Consider the following 17,087-nt stretch of genomic DNA (forward strand, 5'->3'; position numbering starts at 1 on the left):
CGAGCCCCGTCCGCCGCGCCATTATTTAAAAATACTGATTTTTCAGTATCTTCCTTTTACGGGTGATTAGCTCAGTTGGTAGAGCGTCTGCCTTACAAGCAGAATGTCGGCGGTTCGACTCCGTCATCACCCACCACTTTCCTTTTCATTGTCCCTGACAATGGATGCGCGGTGGTAGCTCAGTTGGTTAGAGTACCGGCCTGTCACGCCGGGGGTCGCGGGTTCGAGCCCCGTCCGCCGCGCCATCAAGTTAAAAATAAAAATACCGGTTTTTACCGGTATTTTTTTCGTCTGTACCCTATGCCTTTCAAACATTTCAGACGGCCTTTCTTTTTAATTTGGTTTTTAAAACCCAATTAAAACAAAAGCCCCGAAAATCGGGGCTTGGCATAGTTGCACCCACTTGCTTGTTTCTATTTTGTTTTATTAATTTCAGCGGAAATAAGTAATTTTCGCCTGACTGCCACTTGCATCGACGGAGCAGCTAAATCGCGCACGCAGCATAGCCCCGAGACTGTTTTGCGAATCGACATATCCGCTTATTTCAAACGACCCATCAGCATTTTCACGTCGTTGCCACCCTCCGAAATCAGCCGAAGAAGGCGATTTTAAAATACCTGTTACCGCGCTTTCGCAGGCTGATTGCGCCTGATATACGCTCGGCTTAGATGACGTACCGCCGTTTTTGAATGTAAACCAAAGTATCGGGATGGAAACCAGAATCCCGGTGCCGATCAATTTAAAGAAATCAGACCCTTCGCTTTTTTTATTTTTCCGTCTGAGCTTTTCTCTTTCCTTCGCTTTTTCGCTTTCTTCTTTAGCAAGATCGGGATTTTCGGCATGGAGGATTTTATCGTATTCCGCCTTTGCCGCCGGATTCAGCAAATACTCGCGACACCATCTTATCTCATCCAATTCCAGCTCCTGTCGCCCCGCAGCGCGCCTCAAAGCCCGTTTAATCTCTTCTTCCGTTGCAGATGACATAATCCCAAGAAGTTTGTAATAGTTTTCCATTTCATTCTCCATATTTATTTTAAATAATGTATTCTAAAACAAACGGCATAAAAAAGAAACAAACGGTATAAAGGCCGTCTGAATGTGTTATTCAGACGGCCTTATCTTTTATTCGGCTACCGTATTACCGCGCAAACACGCAGTAAAACCATCGCGGCCGTTTTGCTTGTCCGGCGAAGGCTGGACACTGCGCAAAATCCAAACGGGCAACGGCGTGCCGTAGGTGTTGAAGCGGACAAAAAGATATAGGTCGGAAGCCATAAAGCCGCCACTTATAGGACTTAGGTAACTGGCAGCGGATTGAGCCACATTAGAACCAGCATAAAATCCATTTGGTACATCCCCTTTGTAATCGCGCATGGCCGCGCAATAAAATCCGACGTAATAAATATCCTACATCTCTATTCGCCCCCAGCCCCAATAGGTTTTGCCGCCAGGCTTAGAAACTCTCCAAAATAAAGTACAGGGCTGCCGACCGAATTGCCCGGACCCAGCAAAACAAGGGCAAAGGCACATGCATGACCTATTTATAAAGAATCGAGCTTTTTAGATAGTATAAACAGGACAACACAATAAAGCAGACATATGGTTTGAATCCTAAAAACCATCCATCTCAAGCTGATTCACACCAAACGCTTATTTATCAAATCCCTAAATCATCTTTCAAAATAGACATAAATACTTGCCTCCCATCTTACACAAAGGCCGTCTGAAAACGTCAATACATTTTCAGACGGCCTTTTTTAGCTTATCAAGTCTGATACCTAATCATGCAGGAAGCCTTAGCATCAATCCAATGTTCGCCACCGGGCTGAACAATTTTAGACACCAGCTTATCCAAGTCGCGTAAATAATCGGTTGATTTTTGGCTGTTGATAATGACGACAACCAGTAACGGCTTTTCGCCCAACCAATACCCAGCCAGTGCGCGAACATCTTTAAGCGTACCGGTTTTGAGGCGTAGGTTTTCACCGGGCTGCTTCAAGCGTGTTTTAAGCGTGCCGTCTTTACCGGCAATTGGCAGCGTACTGATAAACTCGTTTTTAAACGGGCTGAAGTAGGCTTTTTCCAACATTTGCGCCATCATGCGCGCATTGAGCCGTTCTACGCGAGACAGACCTGAGCCGTTTTCCAACACCAGATCTTCCGTATTGATACCGGCAACCGCCAGCTCGCTTTTTACGATAGAGGCGGCCTTAGTCTGCGCCAGCTTGTAATCAGACATGTTTCCGGCAAATTTAAGGAAAACCAAACGGGCAATCAGATTATTGGAATGCTTGTTCATATCGGTGAGGATATCGGTAAGCGGTTTGGATAGATGGCTTGCCAACACATGCGCATCATGAGGCGCGACACCTGTTGTCAGGCCGTCTGAAACCGTACCGTCTTGTTGGCGCCATTGGTTCACAAAACTTTTGCCGACATATTCTTTCATACTGTACATATTCAGATACAGCTCTTTGCCCAAGCAGCTTTCCGGAAGCTTGCCTGATACGGTCAGCGTATTGTTTTTATAGGAAGTTTTCATGTGGTTTTTTAAAACACTGCACTTCCCTTCTTTATTCTCAAGCGTCAATTTGTTTTGAATGTTCAGATTTGGCAGCGGCGGATTGGTACGGATAACCAAGCTTCCGTCTTCTTCTTTTTCAGCACGGAGTTCAACGGTTTTATACGCCAACATATTGGGATCGGGCGGCGTCATAAAGCTTTCGGCAGAATCGGAAGCAAAATCATCCGGATTCTTCACATCGCCCCACAGACTGCGGTCGAGTATCAGATGTCCGTCAATATGGCGTATGCCCTTATCGCGCATCTGTTGCTGCATTTGCACCAAATCATGCTGGTCAAACACAGGATCGCCACTCCCCACCCAATACACATTGCCTTTCAACGTATCGCCTTTGATCGAGCCGTTGGTTTTAAACTCGGTTTTCCAACGATAATCGCCACCCAACATACGAAACGCGGTAAACGCCGTTACCAGCTTCATGGTCGAAGCAGGATTGCGCAATTCATCGGCACGGTGTTCGGCAATCACTTTGCCGCTGTCCAATTCCTGCACATAAACGGAAATTTCATTTTCAGGAATACGCCCGAAATCCAAAGCCCATGACGGACAAACCGCCATCATCAGGCTGATTGATAAAATACTTTTCAACTTCATTGTGTTACAAAAATCTTATAAATTCTTACGAGGTACTTAGGCCGTCTGAACGTTTCAGACGGCCTTTTTATTTATTTCTGATGCGCTTTCAAACGCAAAGCAAACATGACGACCACGACACCGACAACCAAAGCGCAACCCATCGCCAAATGGATACCATCCAACATTGCCTGTTGCGGCATATCTGCACTGGAAAGTTTCTCGCCGATATTGGTTGCACCGACAAAAAACGCCGCGCCGATGGCACCGGCAATCGGGTTGATGGTGGTCAGAATCGCCGCACCGTGCGGATTGAGCGTTTTCGGCAACGCGTTCAGACCATGAGTTTCGCCGGTTACACAAGCAGACACGGAAAGCGCCAACAGCGTAAACATCGCCGTCAACATCACCACTTGCGTATCAATCCGCAAAAACAGCCACAATACCGCCAACGACACCACCAGCATCACTGTTGCCGGCAAAACGACAAAGCGTCCGCCCTTTTTGTCCAACAATTTGCCGAACAAAGGCGCGGCAACCGCTTGGGCAATACTGGCAGGCATCAGAATCAGGCCGGTTGCCGTACCGGTCAGCATCAACACTTGCTGCGTGTACATCGGCACCATCAACTCCAAGCCCAAGAACAGGAATATCGCACCAGCCAAAATCACAACGCAATATCTGAACTGTTTGTATTCAAACGCACGAAGGTTCAACAACGGCGTAGCCAAATGGAACTGACGGTGCGCAAACCAACCCACCAGTACAACGGAAGCAGCAAAGAGCAGGATAAATTCCAGCAGCGGCATATGGGCAAAATTACTGCTCGCATAAACCAACCCGCCGAAGCCCGCAATCGACAGCACAGCCGACAACATATCAATTTTCGGACGGCTGATGTTGCTCAAATTGACCGTCAAATATTTGCCCACCAGCATCATCGCCGCCAACATAAACGGCGCGGTAAAACCGAACAGCACGCGCCAATGCGTATGGTCGATGATGATGCCCGACAGCGTCGGCCCCATTGCAGGCGCGGCGGTAAACATCATGGTAATCACACCCATCGCCGTTCCGCGCTTGTTGGGCGGGAAAATCGACAACACGCCGTTAAACAGAAGCGGAACAAAGAACGCGGCAGACACTGCCTGCACCATCCGACCGACCACTAATACGCCAAACGTCGGTGCAAACGCGCAAATCAGCGATCCTGCTAAAAACGTTGCCTGCGTAAACAGCACCATTTTGCGCGTTTCAAACCATTGAATCACGCCTGCCGTAATCGGCGTAAATGCCCCCATAACCAGCAAAAAGCCCGTTGTCAGCCATTGAACCGTGGTCTTATCGACACCAAAATCTTTCATAATCGGCGTAAGCGCGACATTCAGCAGCGTGTCGTTGAGATAGCCGAAAAATGCGCCGATGAATAAGGTGGCGACAATGGTTTTAGCTGGAAAGTCGGGATTGTCGGCATAGTATTCGTGTGCCGTTGCGTCCTCTTGCGAATCAGAAGCGTGCATAATAATTTGAAATATCAGCGAAACCGTTATTTTAGCATAAACCATTTTGACAGGCCGTCTGAAACCTTGACCGCTTCCCCAGATAACACTAAAATTTAGAATTGTTTTCATTTTTATTATTAAACAGGAGAAAAACATGTCAAAGAAAGTCAGCATCTTGGTCGGCAGCCTGCGTAAAGGCTCGTTCGCACGAAAAGTCGCACAAAACGTCATTCCCATGTTCCCCGAAGGCTACGAAGCGCAAATCGTCGAAATCGGCCATTTACCTTTATACAACTTCGACTACGACGATCCTGCCGTTACCGACTTCCCCACTCCATCCAGCTATACCGAGTTCCGTGAAACCATCAAAGCCTCTGCCGGCGTATTATTCGTGACTTCCGAAAACAACCGTACCGTACCGGCCTGCCTGAAAAACGCCATCGACATCGGCTCCAAACCCAATGCCGATGTTGCCTGGAAAAAAACACCTGCCGGCATCATCAGTCATTCTGTCGGCAAAATGGGCGGTTATAGCGCGCAAAAAAATCTGCGCCTTGCCCTTTCGTATTTCGATATGCCATTGACCGGCCAACCGGAAGTGTTTCTCGGCAACTCGCCTACCCTGTTTGACGATAACAGCCAGCTTATCGAATCTGCGCGCGGCTTTGTTCAAGGCTATATCGACCAACTGGTTGCCTTGATTGAGAAAAACCCTAAATAATCGGAATTGAAGCATACAGGCCGTCTGAAAAACGAAATTTCAGACGGCCTCATCTTTTGCAAAAAATCAGTTTTTCAACCCTTCCTAAATTTTTACTAATTGAGTGCGGTTATAATCACTGTCCACCCATCCTCCGGAGAACTTCCATGCGCGTATTATTGGTTGAAGACGATGCCATGATTGCCCAAGCCGTCAGTGCCAACCTGAAAGACACCGGCTACGCTGTCGATTGGGTCAGCCTCGGTTCGGAAGTTGCCTCAGCAGTGGCGGCGCAGGCATACGATTTGCTACTCTTGGATTTGGGTTTGCCCGGCAAAGACGGTTTGGACGTATTGGCGCAAATCCGCAACGGCGGCTGTACCGTTCCCGTCTTAATCGTGACCGCACGCGATGATTTGCACAGCCGGCTCAACGGCCTAGACGGCGGCGCAGACGACTACATCGTCAAACCCTTCGACATGGCGGAACTGCAAGCCCGTATGCGCGCCGTATTGCGCCGACACGGCGGACAGGCGCAAACGCTGCTGACCAACGGCATCATCATGCTCAATCCTTCCACCCATCAGGCAGAAGTGGTCGGGCAAGAGCAGGCCATCATGCTCAGCAACAAAGAATTTGCCGTCCTCCAAGCCCTGCTGCTGCGTCCGGGCATGATTCTGTCGCGCAGCGATTTGGAAGATAAAATCTACGGCTGGGGCGAAGAAGTCGAAAGCAACGCCGTTGACTTCCTGATTCACGCCTTACGCAAAAAACTCGGCAAAGAAGCGATTCAAAACGTCCGCGGGGTCGGCTGGCTGGTTGCACAAAACAACCAGGCCGTCTGAAAAACCAAAACAATATCAACACACAAACCATGCAACGCCTTATCCACACCATCAAACAATCCCTGCAAGTCCGGATCAGCCTCGCCCTGATCTGTATGCTCTTGCCCCTCTCCATTCTTGCAGGCATATTTTCATATTACGATACTTATCACGAGACCCAAGAGGTTCAAGACGACCTGTTGCGCCAAGTCGCGAACTATCTCGACCCGAGCGATGCCGATGACGAGAAACACTCGCTCGACAACGACAACAAGATTTCCGTTCAATTTCCCAATACGCCCAACCCCATTGTCAGCCTGCCTGAGAAGATTTCAGACGGCCTGCACACCATTCAGGCCGATGACGACGACGATTACTACCGCGTTTACACCCGCACCACCAAACAGGGCCGCATTGCCGTCATGCAGGAAAGCGACTACCGCGAAGAGCTGGCCGAAATGGCTGCCGTGCAGAGCATTCTCCCCATGCTCCTCGCCCTGCCCCTGATTATCCTGCTCACTGTCTGGATTACCCACCGCACCATGCGTTCCGTCAAGACCCTGTCCAGCGATTTGGAGCAGCGCCAAATCAACGACCTCTCGCCGATGGACACGCAAGACATTCCCAGCGAAATCCAAGGCTTTGTCGTCGCCATTAACAACCTGTTGCAACGTACCGATGAAAACGTCCGCCAACAGCAACGCTTTATTGCCGATGCCGCACACGAATTGCGCAGCCCCATGACCGCCCTTTCCCTTCAGGCAGAGCGGCTCAACAATATGCGGCTGTCCGCCGAAGCACGCGAGCAGTCCGCCCTGTTGCAACAAAGCATACAGCGCAACCGCCACCTGCTCGAGCAACTCCTCTCCCTCGCACGCGCCCAAGCGCCCGAAACCCAACGCCCCAAAACCCTGATCAGCCTGCAAAACCAGTTCCGCCGCGTCTTGCAGGAACTCATGCCGCTGGCGCTGGCTAAAGGTCAAGACATCGGCGTCGCCGTCGAAAACGACTGCCAAATCCACGCCGACGACACCGAAATCTACACCCTCATCAAAACCTTGACCGACAACGCCATCCGCTATACTCCCAAAGGCGGCCGCATCGATTTAGGCTTTGACGAAACCGCCGAATACCTCAACATCTGGGTGGAAGACAACGGCCCCGGCATTCCCCCCAATGAACGCCAACGCGTTATCGACCCTTTCTACCGTATTCTCGGCACCGAACAACAAGGCACCGGACTTGGCCTGTCCATCGCAGACACCATTGTCAAACGCCATCAAGGCCGTCTGAAACTGGCCGACAGCCGACGCTTTGACAGCGGCTTGCTGATTATTGCCGAGTTGGATAAAAAGACGCTTTAAATAATTGGCCCGCCCAAATTGGTTTATCTAGCTTTAATCTGATGAATCAAAACGCTTTAAAACCAAAGGCCGTCTGAACATGACTTTCAGACGGCCTTTTTATATTTTAAAGCAAACCTCATTCATTCCTCACAAATACGGCTGCAAGGTTTGGCGGAGGATTTCCATATCGGTAATTTCGGTAATATTGGCTTTGCCCAAGTATTCCAAACCGACAAAACGCATGATGCCGCTGCTGACTTTTTTGTCGTGGCTCATGTGTTCAATCCATTTTTCAAATGAGAAAACAGGCGGCGCAGACGGGAGGGAGGCAGCTTCCATTAAAGCGGCAATTCGGTCGGTATCGGCTTGTTGGGTTTTGCCCAAAATTTGCGACAAACGGGAAGCAAGGACGCAACCGGCGGCAACGGCTTCACCGTGCAACCATACGCCGTAGCCCATTTCGGCTTCGATGGCATGGCCGAAAGTGTGGCCGAGATTAAGCCATGCGCGGATGCCCTGCTCGGTTTCGTCTTGGGCAACGATATCAGCCTTCATTTTGCAGCAATGGTAAACGGCTTCTGCCATTTTTTCTTGATGTTGCGCCATCAGGTCGGCCATATTTTCTTCTAACCAGGCAAAAAATTCGGCATCGCCCAATGCGCCGTATTTGATGACTTCCGCCATACCTGCGGAAAGTTCGCGTTGCGGCAGCGTTTGCAGGGCGGTCAAATCGGCCAAAACGGCTTGCGGCTGGTAGAACGCGCCGATCATGTTTTTACCGAGCGGATGGTTGATGGCAGTTTTACCACCGACCGAGGAATCGACCTGGCTGAGCAATGTGGTCGGTACTTGGATAAAAGGTGCGCCACGCTGATAAGTCGCCGCGGCAAAGCCGACCATATCGCCTATCACGCCGCCGCCCAAAGCGATTAAAGTAGTTTTGCGTTCGGCACGGTTTTGCATCAGACCATCGTAAATCAGGTTGAGCGTCTGCCAGTTTTTATACTCTTCGCCGTCGGGAAGGATGATGCTGAAATGCGGCACGCCCAGTCTGTCTAAGGCCGTCTGAAGCTGTTTGAGATAAAGCGGCGCAACGGTTTCGTTAGTAATGATGGCTGCTTTTTTGCCTAAATAGGTCTGAAGCAGCGTATCGGCCTGCTCAATCAGTTTATGCCCGATAAAGATGGGATATTGATGGGACGGGGTTTGGACAGTCATGGTGCGCATGGTGTTCCTTTGCAAAGCGTGTTTATTCGTCTAAAGCCTGTATCAGGCGTTTGAGCGTTTTGTGACAGCTGTCGGATTCAATGACGAGATGGGCGGTTTGACGGTAAAGCGTATCGCGTTGGTCATACAGCTCTTGCAGTTTGGCCAAAGGGTTGGCAACTTGCAACAGCGGCCGGTTGCTGTCGTAACGAGTACGCTCCAGCAAGGTTTCGGGGCTGGCATGCAGATAAACAACCATGCCGTTTTGGCGCAGAATCTGTCTGTTTTCACTGCGTAATACGGAGCCGCCACCGGTCGATAAAACGATGTTGCGCCGGGAAGCGAGCTTTTTCAGCATATTGGTCTCGCGGTTGCGGAAGCCTTCCTCCCCTTCCATCTCAAAAATGGTCGGAATGGATACGCCCGAAGAAGTGCAGATTTCGTAGTCACTGTCGTAAAACGGGCATTCAAACATTTGGGCAAGCTGCTTGCCCAAAGTGGTTTTGCCCGCGCCCATCAGCCCGATTAAAATTAAATTACCGTTGATTTTTTCCATGTGGGTCATTTTATACGATATGGCGGTTTCTTGGAAAAGTTCGTGGTTTTTCAGACGGCCTGAAACGAAAGGCCGTCTGAAAACGAAAACAGGCATACCTTTGCAGGTATGCCTGTTTGTTATTCTAAAATCAATAACGCAGATTGTTACCCACATTATCCATAATGCGCGGCGTGATGAAAATCAACAGCTCACGACGATTTTCACGCTTGCCGCGTGATTTGAACAGATTGCCGACAACAGGAATATCGCCCAAAACAGGGACTTTGTTCACTGCATTGGTGCTTTCTTCTTCGTAAATACCGCCGACAATCAGCGTACCGCCATCTTCAACCATGGCTTGGGTATTCAAGTGTTTGGTGTTGATACACTTGGTTGTCAGAGAATCCACGGTACAGTCGATCGGGGTATCGCGATTAATCTTCACAGTCATGATGATTTGACCGTCAGGCGTAATATTCGGCGTTACGGTCAAGCCCAAAACGGCTTTCTTGAAGGTAATCGAAGTCGCACCGCTGGAAGAAGCTTCTTGGTAAGGAATTTCCGTACCGGATTCGATTTTGGCTTCTTTGCGGTCTTGTGTCAGCACACGCGGATTGGAAATGGTTTTGCTCTTACCTTGTTCTTCAGACGCGCTGATTTCCAAACCCAATGCACCGGACGAGAACGCACGCACCAGCGCAATGCTGTTGACTGCGGCTGCGGTCGGCAGGCTGACGTTCGGATCCAAAGACCAAGTAGGATAGCGGACATCACCACGGTTAAACGAGGCATTGGTATTGTAGTTGGTTTGTGCATTGCTCCAGTTGCTGCCCCATGCGTTACGGCCACTTGCACCACCGGAACCAAATTTAACGCCCAAGTTGCGGAAGAAGGTATCTTCTGCTTCAACAATGCGCGCTTCCACCATCACTTGACGGGTTGGAACGTCCAATTCATCAATCAGTTTGCGGAATTTCTCAATCACGCCGCGGTTGTCGGTCACGATCAGCGTATTGGTAGCCGGATCGATTAAGGCGCTGCCTCGGTTGCTCAACAGAGTATTGCGGGTATTGGAATTATTGCTGTCGTATTCTTCCAAGCGCAGAATTTTGCGGAATTCTTCCACGTTTTTGTATTTCAACTGGAAGGTTTGAGAATACAGCGGACCCAATTCGGCAATCTCTTTTTCAGCCTGCAAGAAGGCTTTGTCTTTTGCCAACAATTCATCGCGGGGGGCGATATTGATAATGTTGCCTTGACGGCGCATATCCAAATTGCGCGCCTGCATGACCAAATCCAAAGCCTGATCCCAAGGTACATCTTTCAAGGACAAAGTCATGGTGCCTTTGACGGTATCGCTGGCAACAATATTCACGCCGGATTCTTTCGCCAAAATCTGCAAGATGGTACGAACTTCTACATCTTGGAAATCCAAAGAAATTTTACGGCCTTTGAACGATTTGTTCGCATTGTGGTTCAAGCCGCCGGATTCGGTATTGGCGGCTTTAGGCGATACTTCAAATACAAAACGGCCTGAAGAAGCTTTGGTATTGATGTCCCAATTCGCATTATTGTTGCGGATAATGAGCTGGGTAGAATTGCCGATACGTTTGAGCGTAACGTTTTGTACAGGGGTATTGAAGTCAGCCACATCCAAACTGCGTTGCGCTTGTGTCGGCAGCGTATGGTTTTTCAATGTCACAACCACGCGGTCGCGCTGCTGTTTAATGTCCGGCTGTCCGCTAAAACCTGGGGCGGACAATTCAATAATGCCGGAATTGCGTGCGCCTTTGCGGAAATCGATATTGGCTGCTGAAACGGCTTGATAAGTCTGAGCAGCACGCGCGGTAGACGGCGTAGCCGCACGTTCATTGGCAATGGCAGCATTGGTTTGATCAGTAGATTCATTTACAAATACCCAAACTTCGTTGCCGCGAATCTCAGTATTGTATTGGCTGATTTTGTTCAAACCCAAAACCACGCGTGCACGGTCATTGTTTTGTGCCGCAGTAATTTGATGCAGCAATGGGTCGGCATATTCCAAAACAGGCTGAGGCAAACGGATATTGGTGTTGGCAAAATCCAATGCGATACGCGCCGGAGTAGATGTTACAAAACCATGAGGTGTAGTGACGTCTTTGTCGAAACGGATTTTGATGATTTTTTGGTTGTCAGGCAAAGTGGAAACGTTGATATCGGTAATATTGCCTGCAAAGGCCGTCTGAACAGCGAGGGCAACGCTGAAGCCGGCAAATAATTTTGTCATGTGCTTGGTTTTCATAATCGAGTGAGACCCCTAAATTAATTTGAATTCGAACTATCGGAGCTATTGGAAGAATCCGCCTCTTTACTGCTCAATGGCAATTCGGCCTTCCGGTACACCCAGTTGCCGTAGCTGTCTTCAACTTGCTCGGTCAAGATAATTTTGTCTTCGGTAATACTTTGGATTCTGCCGTAATTCTGACCGATGTAGTTTCCGGGATAAACGGTATAAACATGGTCGTTAACCTTGATAAATCCGGAAACTTTGCCGCCGCTTTGCAGCGTTCCGACAAAGGCCATATTTTCCAAACTGAAGGCTTCCAATGTTTCTTTCGGACGGTTCACATCCGGCGCATTGCCGCCTTTAGGCGCAGTGTCCAAACGGCGTGAATCAAACGCATTCATGCCTTTAAAGTTCGGCGGGCTATACGGCTTAGGCAATGTAACCGTCGGCTCTTCAAACGGAATAATCTTGGATTTTGCTTCCTGACGGGTTTGCGTCATCCATTGAGTCAAATCTTCATAGCTTTGCGTACAGGCTGCCAAGGGAAGAAGACTTAAGAGTAAGATGATTTTTTTCATGATTTCCCTATTCTTTTATTTTTGCTCATTCTCGGCAGGTTTGCCTTCTTCTTGTTCCTGTTGCGCAGCCAATTCAGCAGCAATCTCTTCGGCCGGACGGGCTTTGTAAGTCGTCGCAATCGCGCTCAATGTCAACTCGCCTTTATTGCCTTTGCCTTCTTTGTCCTCGCCTGCGTTCACAAGTTTCAAAGAATCTAAAGTAATAATGCGCGACAAATCGCCTACATCACGGGTAAATTGGCTGATCTGTGAGTATTTGCCTGTGATGGAAATCTGATACGGCAGTTTTTGAATCGGACCATCGTTTTCAGGTTGGAGCGGTGCAACGCTATCCAAACGCAATCCGTTGGTTGAGCCTGCCTGATGCAATTCTTGAATCAGGTTCGGAATTTCCGCATCGGTCGGCAATTGTTTCAACAAAACGTCGAATGCAGAACGGATCGAAGCCAATTCAGCCTTCAAATTGTTCAAGCTCGCCGCCTGAATGCTTTTACGCGTAAAGGTTTCCTTCAGCTCATCTTCTTTGGCTTCCTGCGTATTCAAGGTTTCAATCTGATCTTTAAAGACGCCGACATAGCCCAAAGCCAACATGCCGACAATCAATAAACCTGCCAGCAAAAGTTTTGAAGGCATATTGAGCAGATACAGGTTTTGTACGTCCAATTGTTTCAGGTTTTTAGATGCCATTATTGAGCCTCCGGAGCAGGTTCGGCCACAGGTTCGGCCACTTCACCGCTGCTTTGAGCAGTCGGTGCGGGAGCCGGCGTATTCACCTGATTGATTGAAGATTTCAAAGTAAATTCTTGGTAGTTATCTACTTTTTTAATGCTCAACAATTCAGGCTGCAAGAAAATACCTGTACTTGGCAGGGAGCGCATCATAACGGCGATTTTATTGTCGCTGATGGCATGGCCGCTGATTTTATAGCTGGTCGGGCTTTCGGCTTCCAACGCGGTCAAATAAGTATTATCGGGCGTAAGCGTATTCAAAGAATCAAGGATATAGGCCGCTTGATAGCGTTTTTCCTGCAATTCTTCCACTTTCAGCTTTTTAGCCAAGAAGGCTTCTTTTTCTTGCTGAAGTTTATCAATTTCGCCCAATTCCCTATCGAGTCTGTCGATTTCGGTTTGCAGGAAGTTGTTGCGCCCTTCTTGATTACTGATGGCGTTGTCAATACCGAGATAAGTTGCGGCCGCCAAGCCCAAACCCACGGCAAAAGCGCCAAGCATCAATATTTTGAATTGCTGCTGCTTGCGCTGTTTAATCTCTTCCCGATACGGAAGAAGGTTGATTCTGGTTAATTCGATCATGTTCTCAAAGTCCCCTTAATGCCAATCCGAACGCCAAAGTCAGTGACGGCGCATCAATTTGAAACTGCGGCAATTCTACTTTTGCACTGCGTTCCACATATGAAATCGGATGCAGATATTCTGTTGGCGTATTGGTTTGCGAGAAAATGCTTTCTGCCAAACCTGCCTGCTGCGCGGTAAAGCCGGTCAGCAGGATGTGTTTGATATTGTGAAAAGAATCAGTGGCCTGCGTGGTATAGTAAAATTGCAGAACACGCTGAACTTCTTGTGCAACCTGCACATTAAAACGGTCGGCAATCTGAGACTGGTAGTCGGAAGGCTTGTTTTGGGAAGCCATCATTTGAGCGGCTTTTTCTTCCGTTACCTGATAAGTACGCTGAATCAGCTGATTGAGCTGCTCTGTACTGACCGGCGTTTCCTGCTTGTAGAGAATACGGCCGTTTTGCAGAATCAGGGCATACATTTGAGTCGCATGAATGCCGAACACGGCAACTTTTTCCTCTGCCATTTCGGGAGCATGCGTATTCATCCAATAGACGAAGGCATTGCGTTGCGCCAGCGAGTCCAAATCCAAAGCGGACAAAGGCAGGCCGGCATTTTCAAACATTTCAATGCGCGGCTCGACATCGTCTTTTTTGGCGGCAACAGCTAAAACATGCTGGCTTGAACCGACTTCTTCAGCTTGAAAGTCGTAGTTCATTTCTTCAATAGGCGCAAATTGGCCGACTTCCGCCTCGATAAACTCTTCCAAGTCCAAATCGGTATCACGCGGGTTGTAAATAATTTGCTCAACTGTCGCCAAATTTTGTGGCACAGCAGCAACAATATTTTTGCAAGAACTGCGTAATTGTGTGTAAGTATGTTGGATGTAAGTAGCAAGCTGATCGTAGTCTTGAATTTTGTTGCCTTTGACAATATTTTTAGGCAATTTGGTAATAACGTATTTTTCCAGCTGAATTTGGTTTAAACTACGGCCTGTCAGTTGTACCATCTTAATGGCATGTTGGCTGATGTCGACGCCGATGGCAGAGCGGTTGTTCAATCCGCTAGAAGCCTTGCCTGTTTTGGTATCTTTCGTGCTTTTAAATAAGCGCATGATTTGACTTCCCTGTATCATTTAGGAGTGAGTAACTGTTTCGTTATCCGTAAAGGACTTCTTATTCTTTACACAGTATTGACTGTGGCTGATAGAAATCGTTTCCCATTTTACTTTATTTATCGCCATTAATGGCAAAATTATTACCTAGTCATGATTAAAAAGATTATAACGACCTGCATGGGTCTCTTATTAGGACTGGCTCTTTTCGGCGTGGGGCTGATTGCAATTGCAATTTTGGTCACCTATCCGAAGCTGCCGTCTTTGGACACTTTACAACACTACAAACCCAAAATGCCGCTGACGATTTATTCTTCAGACGGCCAAGTGATTGGCGTTTACGGCGAGCAACGGCGTGAATTCACCAAAATCGGGGACTTTCCCAAAGTTTTGAAAAATGCCGTGATTGCCGCCGAAGACAAACGCTTCTATGACCACTGGGGCGTGGACGTTTGGGGTGTGGCGCGCGCCACGATCGGCAACGTCATGGCTGGCGGCGTCCAATCCGGTGCCAGTACGATTACGCAACAGGTTGCTAAAAACTTTTACCTGAGCAGCGAGCGCTCGTTCACCCGTAAATTCAACGAAGCACTGTTGGCCTACAAAATCGAGCAGTCTTTAAGCAAAGACAAGATTTTGGAGCTGTACTTCAACCAAATCTATTTGGGTCAACGCGCTTATGGTTTTGCATCTGCCGCTCAAATTTATTTCAATAAAAATGTTAACGAATTAACATTGGCCGAAGCCGCCATGCTGGCTGGCTTGCCCAAAGCCCCTTCCGCCTACAATCCGATTGTGAACCCTGAGCGTGCCAAACTGCGTCAGGCTTATATTCTGAACAATATGCTGGAAGAAGGCATGATTACCCTGCAGCAACGCGATCAGGCTTTGAAAGAAGAGTTGCATTACGAGCGTTTTGTACAAAACATCGATCAAAGCGCCCTGTACGTTGCCGAAATGGTGCGTCAAGAGCTGTTTGAGAAATACGGCGAAGATGCCTACACTCAAGGCTTCAAGGTATATACCACCGTCGACACCGCACACCAGCGCGTGGCCACTGAAGCCCTGCGTAAAGTTCTGCGCAATTTCGACCGCGGCAGCAGCTACCGCGGTGCAGAAAACTACATCGACCTGAGCAAAAGCGACAACGTAGAAGAAACTGTCAGCCAATACCTTTCTACGCTTTACACCGTCGATAAAATGATTCCGGCAGTTGTATTGGAAGCCTCCCGTAAAGGTGTACAGATTCAGTTGCCAAGCGGCCGTAAAGTGACGCTGAACAGCCACGCTTTAGGCTTTGCCGCCCGTGCCGTCAACAACGAAAAAATGGGGGATGACCGCATCCGTCGCGGCTCCGTCATTCGCGTTAAAGGCAGCGGCGATACCTTTACCGTTGTTCAAGAGCCTTTGCTACAAGGCGCATTGGTGTCTTTAGATGCGAAAACGGGCGCAGTCCGCGCATTGGTCGGCGGCTACGACTACCACAGCAAAACCTTCAACCGCGCAACTCAAGCCATGCGCCAACCCGGCTCTACGTTCAAACCGTTCGTTTATTCCGCCGCTTTGGCAAAAGGCATGACTGCTTCCACCATGATTAACGATGCGCCGATTTCCCTGCCGGGCAAAGGTGCAAATGGCAAAGTGTGGAACCCGAAAAATTCAGACGGCCGCTATTCCGGTTACATCACGCTGCGCCAGGCTTTGACCGCTTCGAAAAACATGGTGTCCATCCGCATCCTAATGTCTATCGGTATCGGTTACGCGCAACAATACATCCAACGCTTCGGCTTCAAGCCGTCTGAAATTCCTGCCAGCCTGTCTATGGCTTTGGGTACAGGCGAAACCACGCCGTTGCGTATTGCAGAAGGTTACAGCGTCTTTGCCAACGGCGGTTACAAAGTATCTGCCCACGTCATCGACAAAATCTACGACAGCCAAGGCCGTCTGAGAGCGCAAATGCAACCTTTGGTAGCCGGTGAGAACGCACCTCAGGCCATTGACCCGCGCAACGCCTACATCATGTACAAAATCATGCAAGACGTTGTCCGTGTCGGTACCGCACGCGGTGCAGCCGCACTCGGCCGCGCCGACATCGCCGGTAAAACCGGTACCACCAACGACAACAAAGACGCATGGTTTGTCGGCTTCAACCCTAGCGTTGTGACTGCCGTCTATATCGGCTTTGACAAACCGCGCAGCATGGGTCGTGCAGGCTATGGTGGTACAATCGCCGTACCGGTTTGGGTAGAATATATGCGCTTCGCCCTGAAAGGTACCAGCGTCAAACCGATGAAAGCTCCTGAGGGCGTGGTTTCGAACGGTGGCGAAGTGTATATGCGCGAACGCATGACCACTAGCTCCGACCTGGCCTTGGACAACAGCGGCGTTGCTCCGCATCCCGCTCAATCTGCCCGTCGCGCGGTTCCGAATGAAAACCGCCGCCGTGCCGAGAGCAACACTGCGCCAGCCCGTGAAGAATTAGACGAAACCCCAGTTCTGCCAAGCAATACCGGCAACAATAACAAACAACAACTGGACTCTCTGTTCTAATGTTCTAAAGCAAG

General features: G+C 49.1%; 15 protein-coding genes and 2 tRNA genes. 6 read left to right on the top strand and 11 right to left on the bottom strand.

All coding sequences use genetic code 11. The features are described 5' to 3' along the window. Positions 1 to 60 precede the first annotated feature (60 nt). Together HMPREF2675_RS10045 and HMPREF2675_RS10050 are read left to right on the top strand one after the other, a co-directional pair. Positions 61 to 136 (top strand) — tRNA-Val (locus HMPREF2675_RS10045). A gap of 32 nt (positions 137 to 168) precedes the next feature. Further along, positions 169 to 245, top strand: a tRNA-Asp gene (locus tag HMPREF2675_RS10050). Between the two features lie 187 nt (positions 246 to 432). Here HMPREF2675_RS10050 and HMPREF2675_RS10055 read toward each other — a convergent pair. From HMPREF2675_RS10055 to HMPREF2675_RS10065, 4 genes are all read right to left on the bottom strand, one after another. Continuing rightward, positions 433 to 1,014, bottom strand: coding sequence for a J domain-containing protein (locus HMPREF2675_RS10055; protein ID WP_070814969.1), 582 nt, complete (start codon positions 1,012 to 1,014; stop codon positions 433 to 435). 108 nt (positions 1,015 to 1,122) lie between these two features. Then, positions 1,123 to 1,374, bottom strand: coding sequence for a hypothetical protein (locus HMPREF2675_RS11315; protein ID WP_141759975.1), 252 nt, complete (start codon positions 1,372 to 1,374; stop codon positions 1,123 to 1,125). Between the two features lie 391 nt (positions 1,375 to 1,765). Beyond that, positions 1,766 to 3,178 carry a D-alanyl-D-alanine carboxypeptidase/D-alanyl-D-alanine endopeptidase gene (dacB, locus tag HMPREF2675_RS10060; RefSeq protein WP_070814970.1) on the bottom strand — a complete coding sequence of 471 codons (1,413 nt, stop codon included), beginning with the start codon at positions 3,176 to 3,178 and terminating at the stop codon, positions 1,766 to 1,768. 71 nt (positions 3,179 to 3,249) lie between these two features. Continuing rightward, the gene (locus tag HMPREF2675_RS10065; protein WP_070815028.1) at positions 3,250 to 4,677 is read right to left on the bottom strand and encodes an MFS transporter; all 1,428 of its coding nucleotides are present in this window, start codon (positions 4,675 to 4,677) and stop codon (positions 3,250 to 3,252) included. A gap of 136 nt (positions 4,678 to 4,813) precedes the next feature. On the opposite strand from HMPREF2675_RS10065, the gene HMPREF2675_RS10070 reads away from it, so the two are divergent. The 3 genes from HMPREF2675_RS10070 to HMPREF2675_RS10080 all read left to right on the top strand — a co-directional run bounded on the left by HMPREF2675_RS10070 (position 4,814) and on the right by HMPREF2675_RS10080 (position 7,547). Beyond that, on the top strand, positions 4,814 to 5,380 hold the full coding sequence (locus HMPREF2675_RS10070) for an NADPH-dependent FMN reductase (protein WP_004520847.1): 567 nt from the start codon (positions 4,814 to 4,816) through the stop codon (positions 5,378 to 5,380). 146 nt (positions 5,381 to 5,526) lie between these two features. Then, positions 5,527 to 6,204: a response regulator gene (locus tag HMPREF2675_RS10075; RefSeq protein WP_070814971.1), complete on the top strand. Its 678-nt coding sequence runs from the start codon at positions 5,527 to 5,529 to the stop codon at positions 6,202 to 6,204. Between the two features lie 29 nt (positions 6,205 to 6,233). After that, positions 6,234 to 7,547: a sensor histidine kinase gene (locus HMPREF2675_RS10080; RefSeq protein ID WP_004520850.1), complete on the top strand. Its 1,314-nt coding sequence runs from the start codon at positions 6,234 to 6,236 to the stop codon at positions 7,545 to 7,547. A gap of 129 nt (positions 7,548 to 7,676) precedes the next feature. On the opposite strand, the gene aroB is transcribed toward HMPREF2675_RS10080, so the two are convergent. From aroB to pilM, 7 genes are all read right to left on the bottom strand, one after another. Continuing rightward, positions 7,677 to 8,756, bottom strand: coding sequence for a 3-dehydroquinate synthase (gene aroB / locus HMPREF2675_RS10085; RefSeq protein ID WP_070814972.1), 1,080 nt, complete (start codon positions 8,754 to 8,756; stop codon positions 7,677 to 7,679). Between the two features lie 22 nt (positions 8,757 to 8,778). Continuing rightward, a complete protein-coding gene (locus HMPREF2675_RS10090) occupies positions 8,779 to 9,300 on the bottom strand; it encodes a shikimate kinase (RefSeq protein WP_083323923.1) in 522 nt (173 codons plus the stop codon). A gap of 121 nt (positions 9,301 to 9,421) precedes the next feature. After that, positions 9,422 to 11,554: a type IV pilus secretin PilQ gene (gene pilQ / locus HMPREF2675_RS10095; RefSeq protein ID WP_049344275.1), complete on the bottom strand. Its 2,133-nt coding sequence runs from the start codon at positions 11,552 to 11,554 to the stop codon at positions 9,422 to 9,424. A gap of 20 nt (positions 11,555 to 11,574) precedes the next feature. Continuing rightward, the gene (locus HMPREF2675_RS10100) at positions 11,575 to 12,117 is read right to left on the bottom strand and encodes a pilus assembly protein PilP (protein WP_003684527.1); all 543 of its coding nucleotides are present in this window, start codon (positions 12,115 to 12,117) and stop codon (positions 11,575 to 11,577) included. Between the two features lie 15 nt (positions 12,118 to 12,132). Beyond that, a complete protein-coding gene (gene pilO / locus HMPREF2675_RS10105) occupies positions 12,133 to 12,804 on the bottom strand; it encodes a type IV pilus inner membrane component PilO (RefSeq protein ID WP_049322603.1) in 672 nt (223 codons plus the stop codon). Beyond that, positions 12,804 to 13,427: a PilN domain-containing protein gene (locus HMPREF2675_RS10110; protein WP_049322604.1), complete on the bottom strand. Its 624-nt coding sequence runs from the start codon at positions 13,425 to 13,427 to the stop codon at positions 12,804 to 12,806. Before HMPREF2675_RS10110 ends, pilO begins: the two co-directional genes overlap by 1 nt. A 4-nt stretch (positions 13,428 to 13,431) precedes the next feature. After that, positions 13,432 to 14,523, bottom strand: coding sequence for a type IV pilus biogenesis protein PilM (gene pilM / locus HMPREF2675_RS10115; RefSeq protein ID WP_049322605.1), 1,092 nt, complete (start codon positions 14,521 to 14,523; stop codon positions 13,432 to 13,434). 153 nt (positions 14,524 to 14,676) lie between these two features. On the opposite strand from pilM, the gene HMPREF2675_RS10120 reads away from it, so the two are divergent. After that, the gene (locus tag HMPREF2675_RS10120; RefSeq protein WP_070814973.1) at positions 14,677 to 17,073 is read left to right on the top strand and encodes a penicillin-binding protein 1A; all 2,397 of its coding nucleotides are present in this window, start codon (positions 14,677 to 14,679) and stop codon (positions 17,071 to 17,073) included. Positions 17,074 to 17,087 lie beyond the last annotated feature (14 nt).

The organism is Neisseria sp. HMSC061H08 (genome assembly GCF_001836795.1).
GTDB classification, from domain to species: domain Bacteria; phylum Pseudomonadota; class Gammaproteobacteria; order Burkholderiales; family Neisseriaceae; genus Neisseria; species Neisseria subflava_A.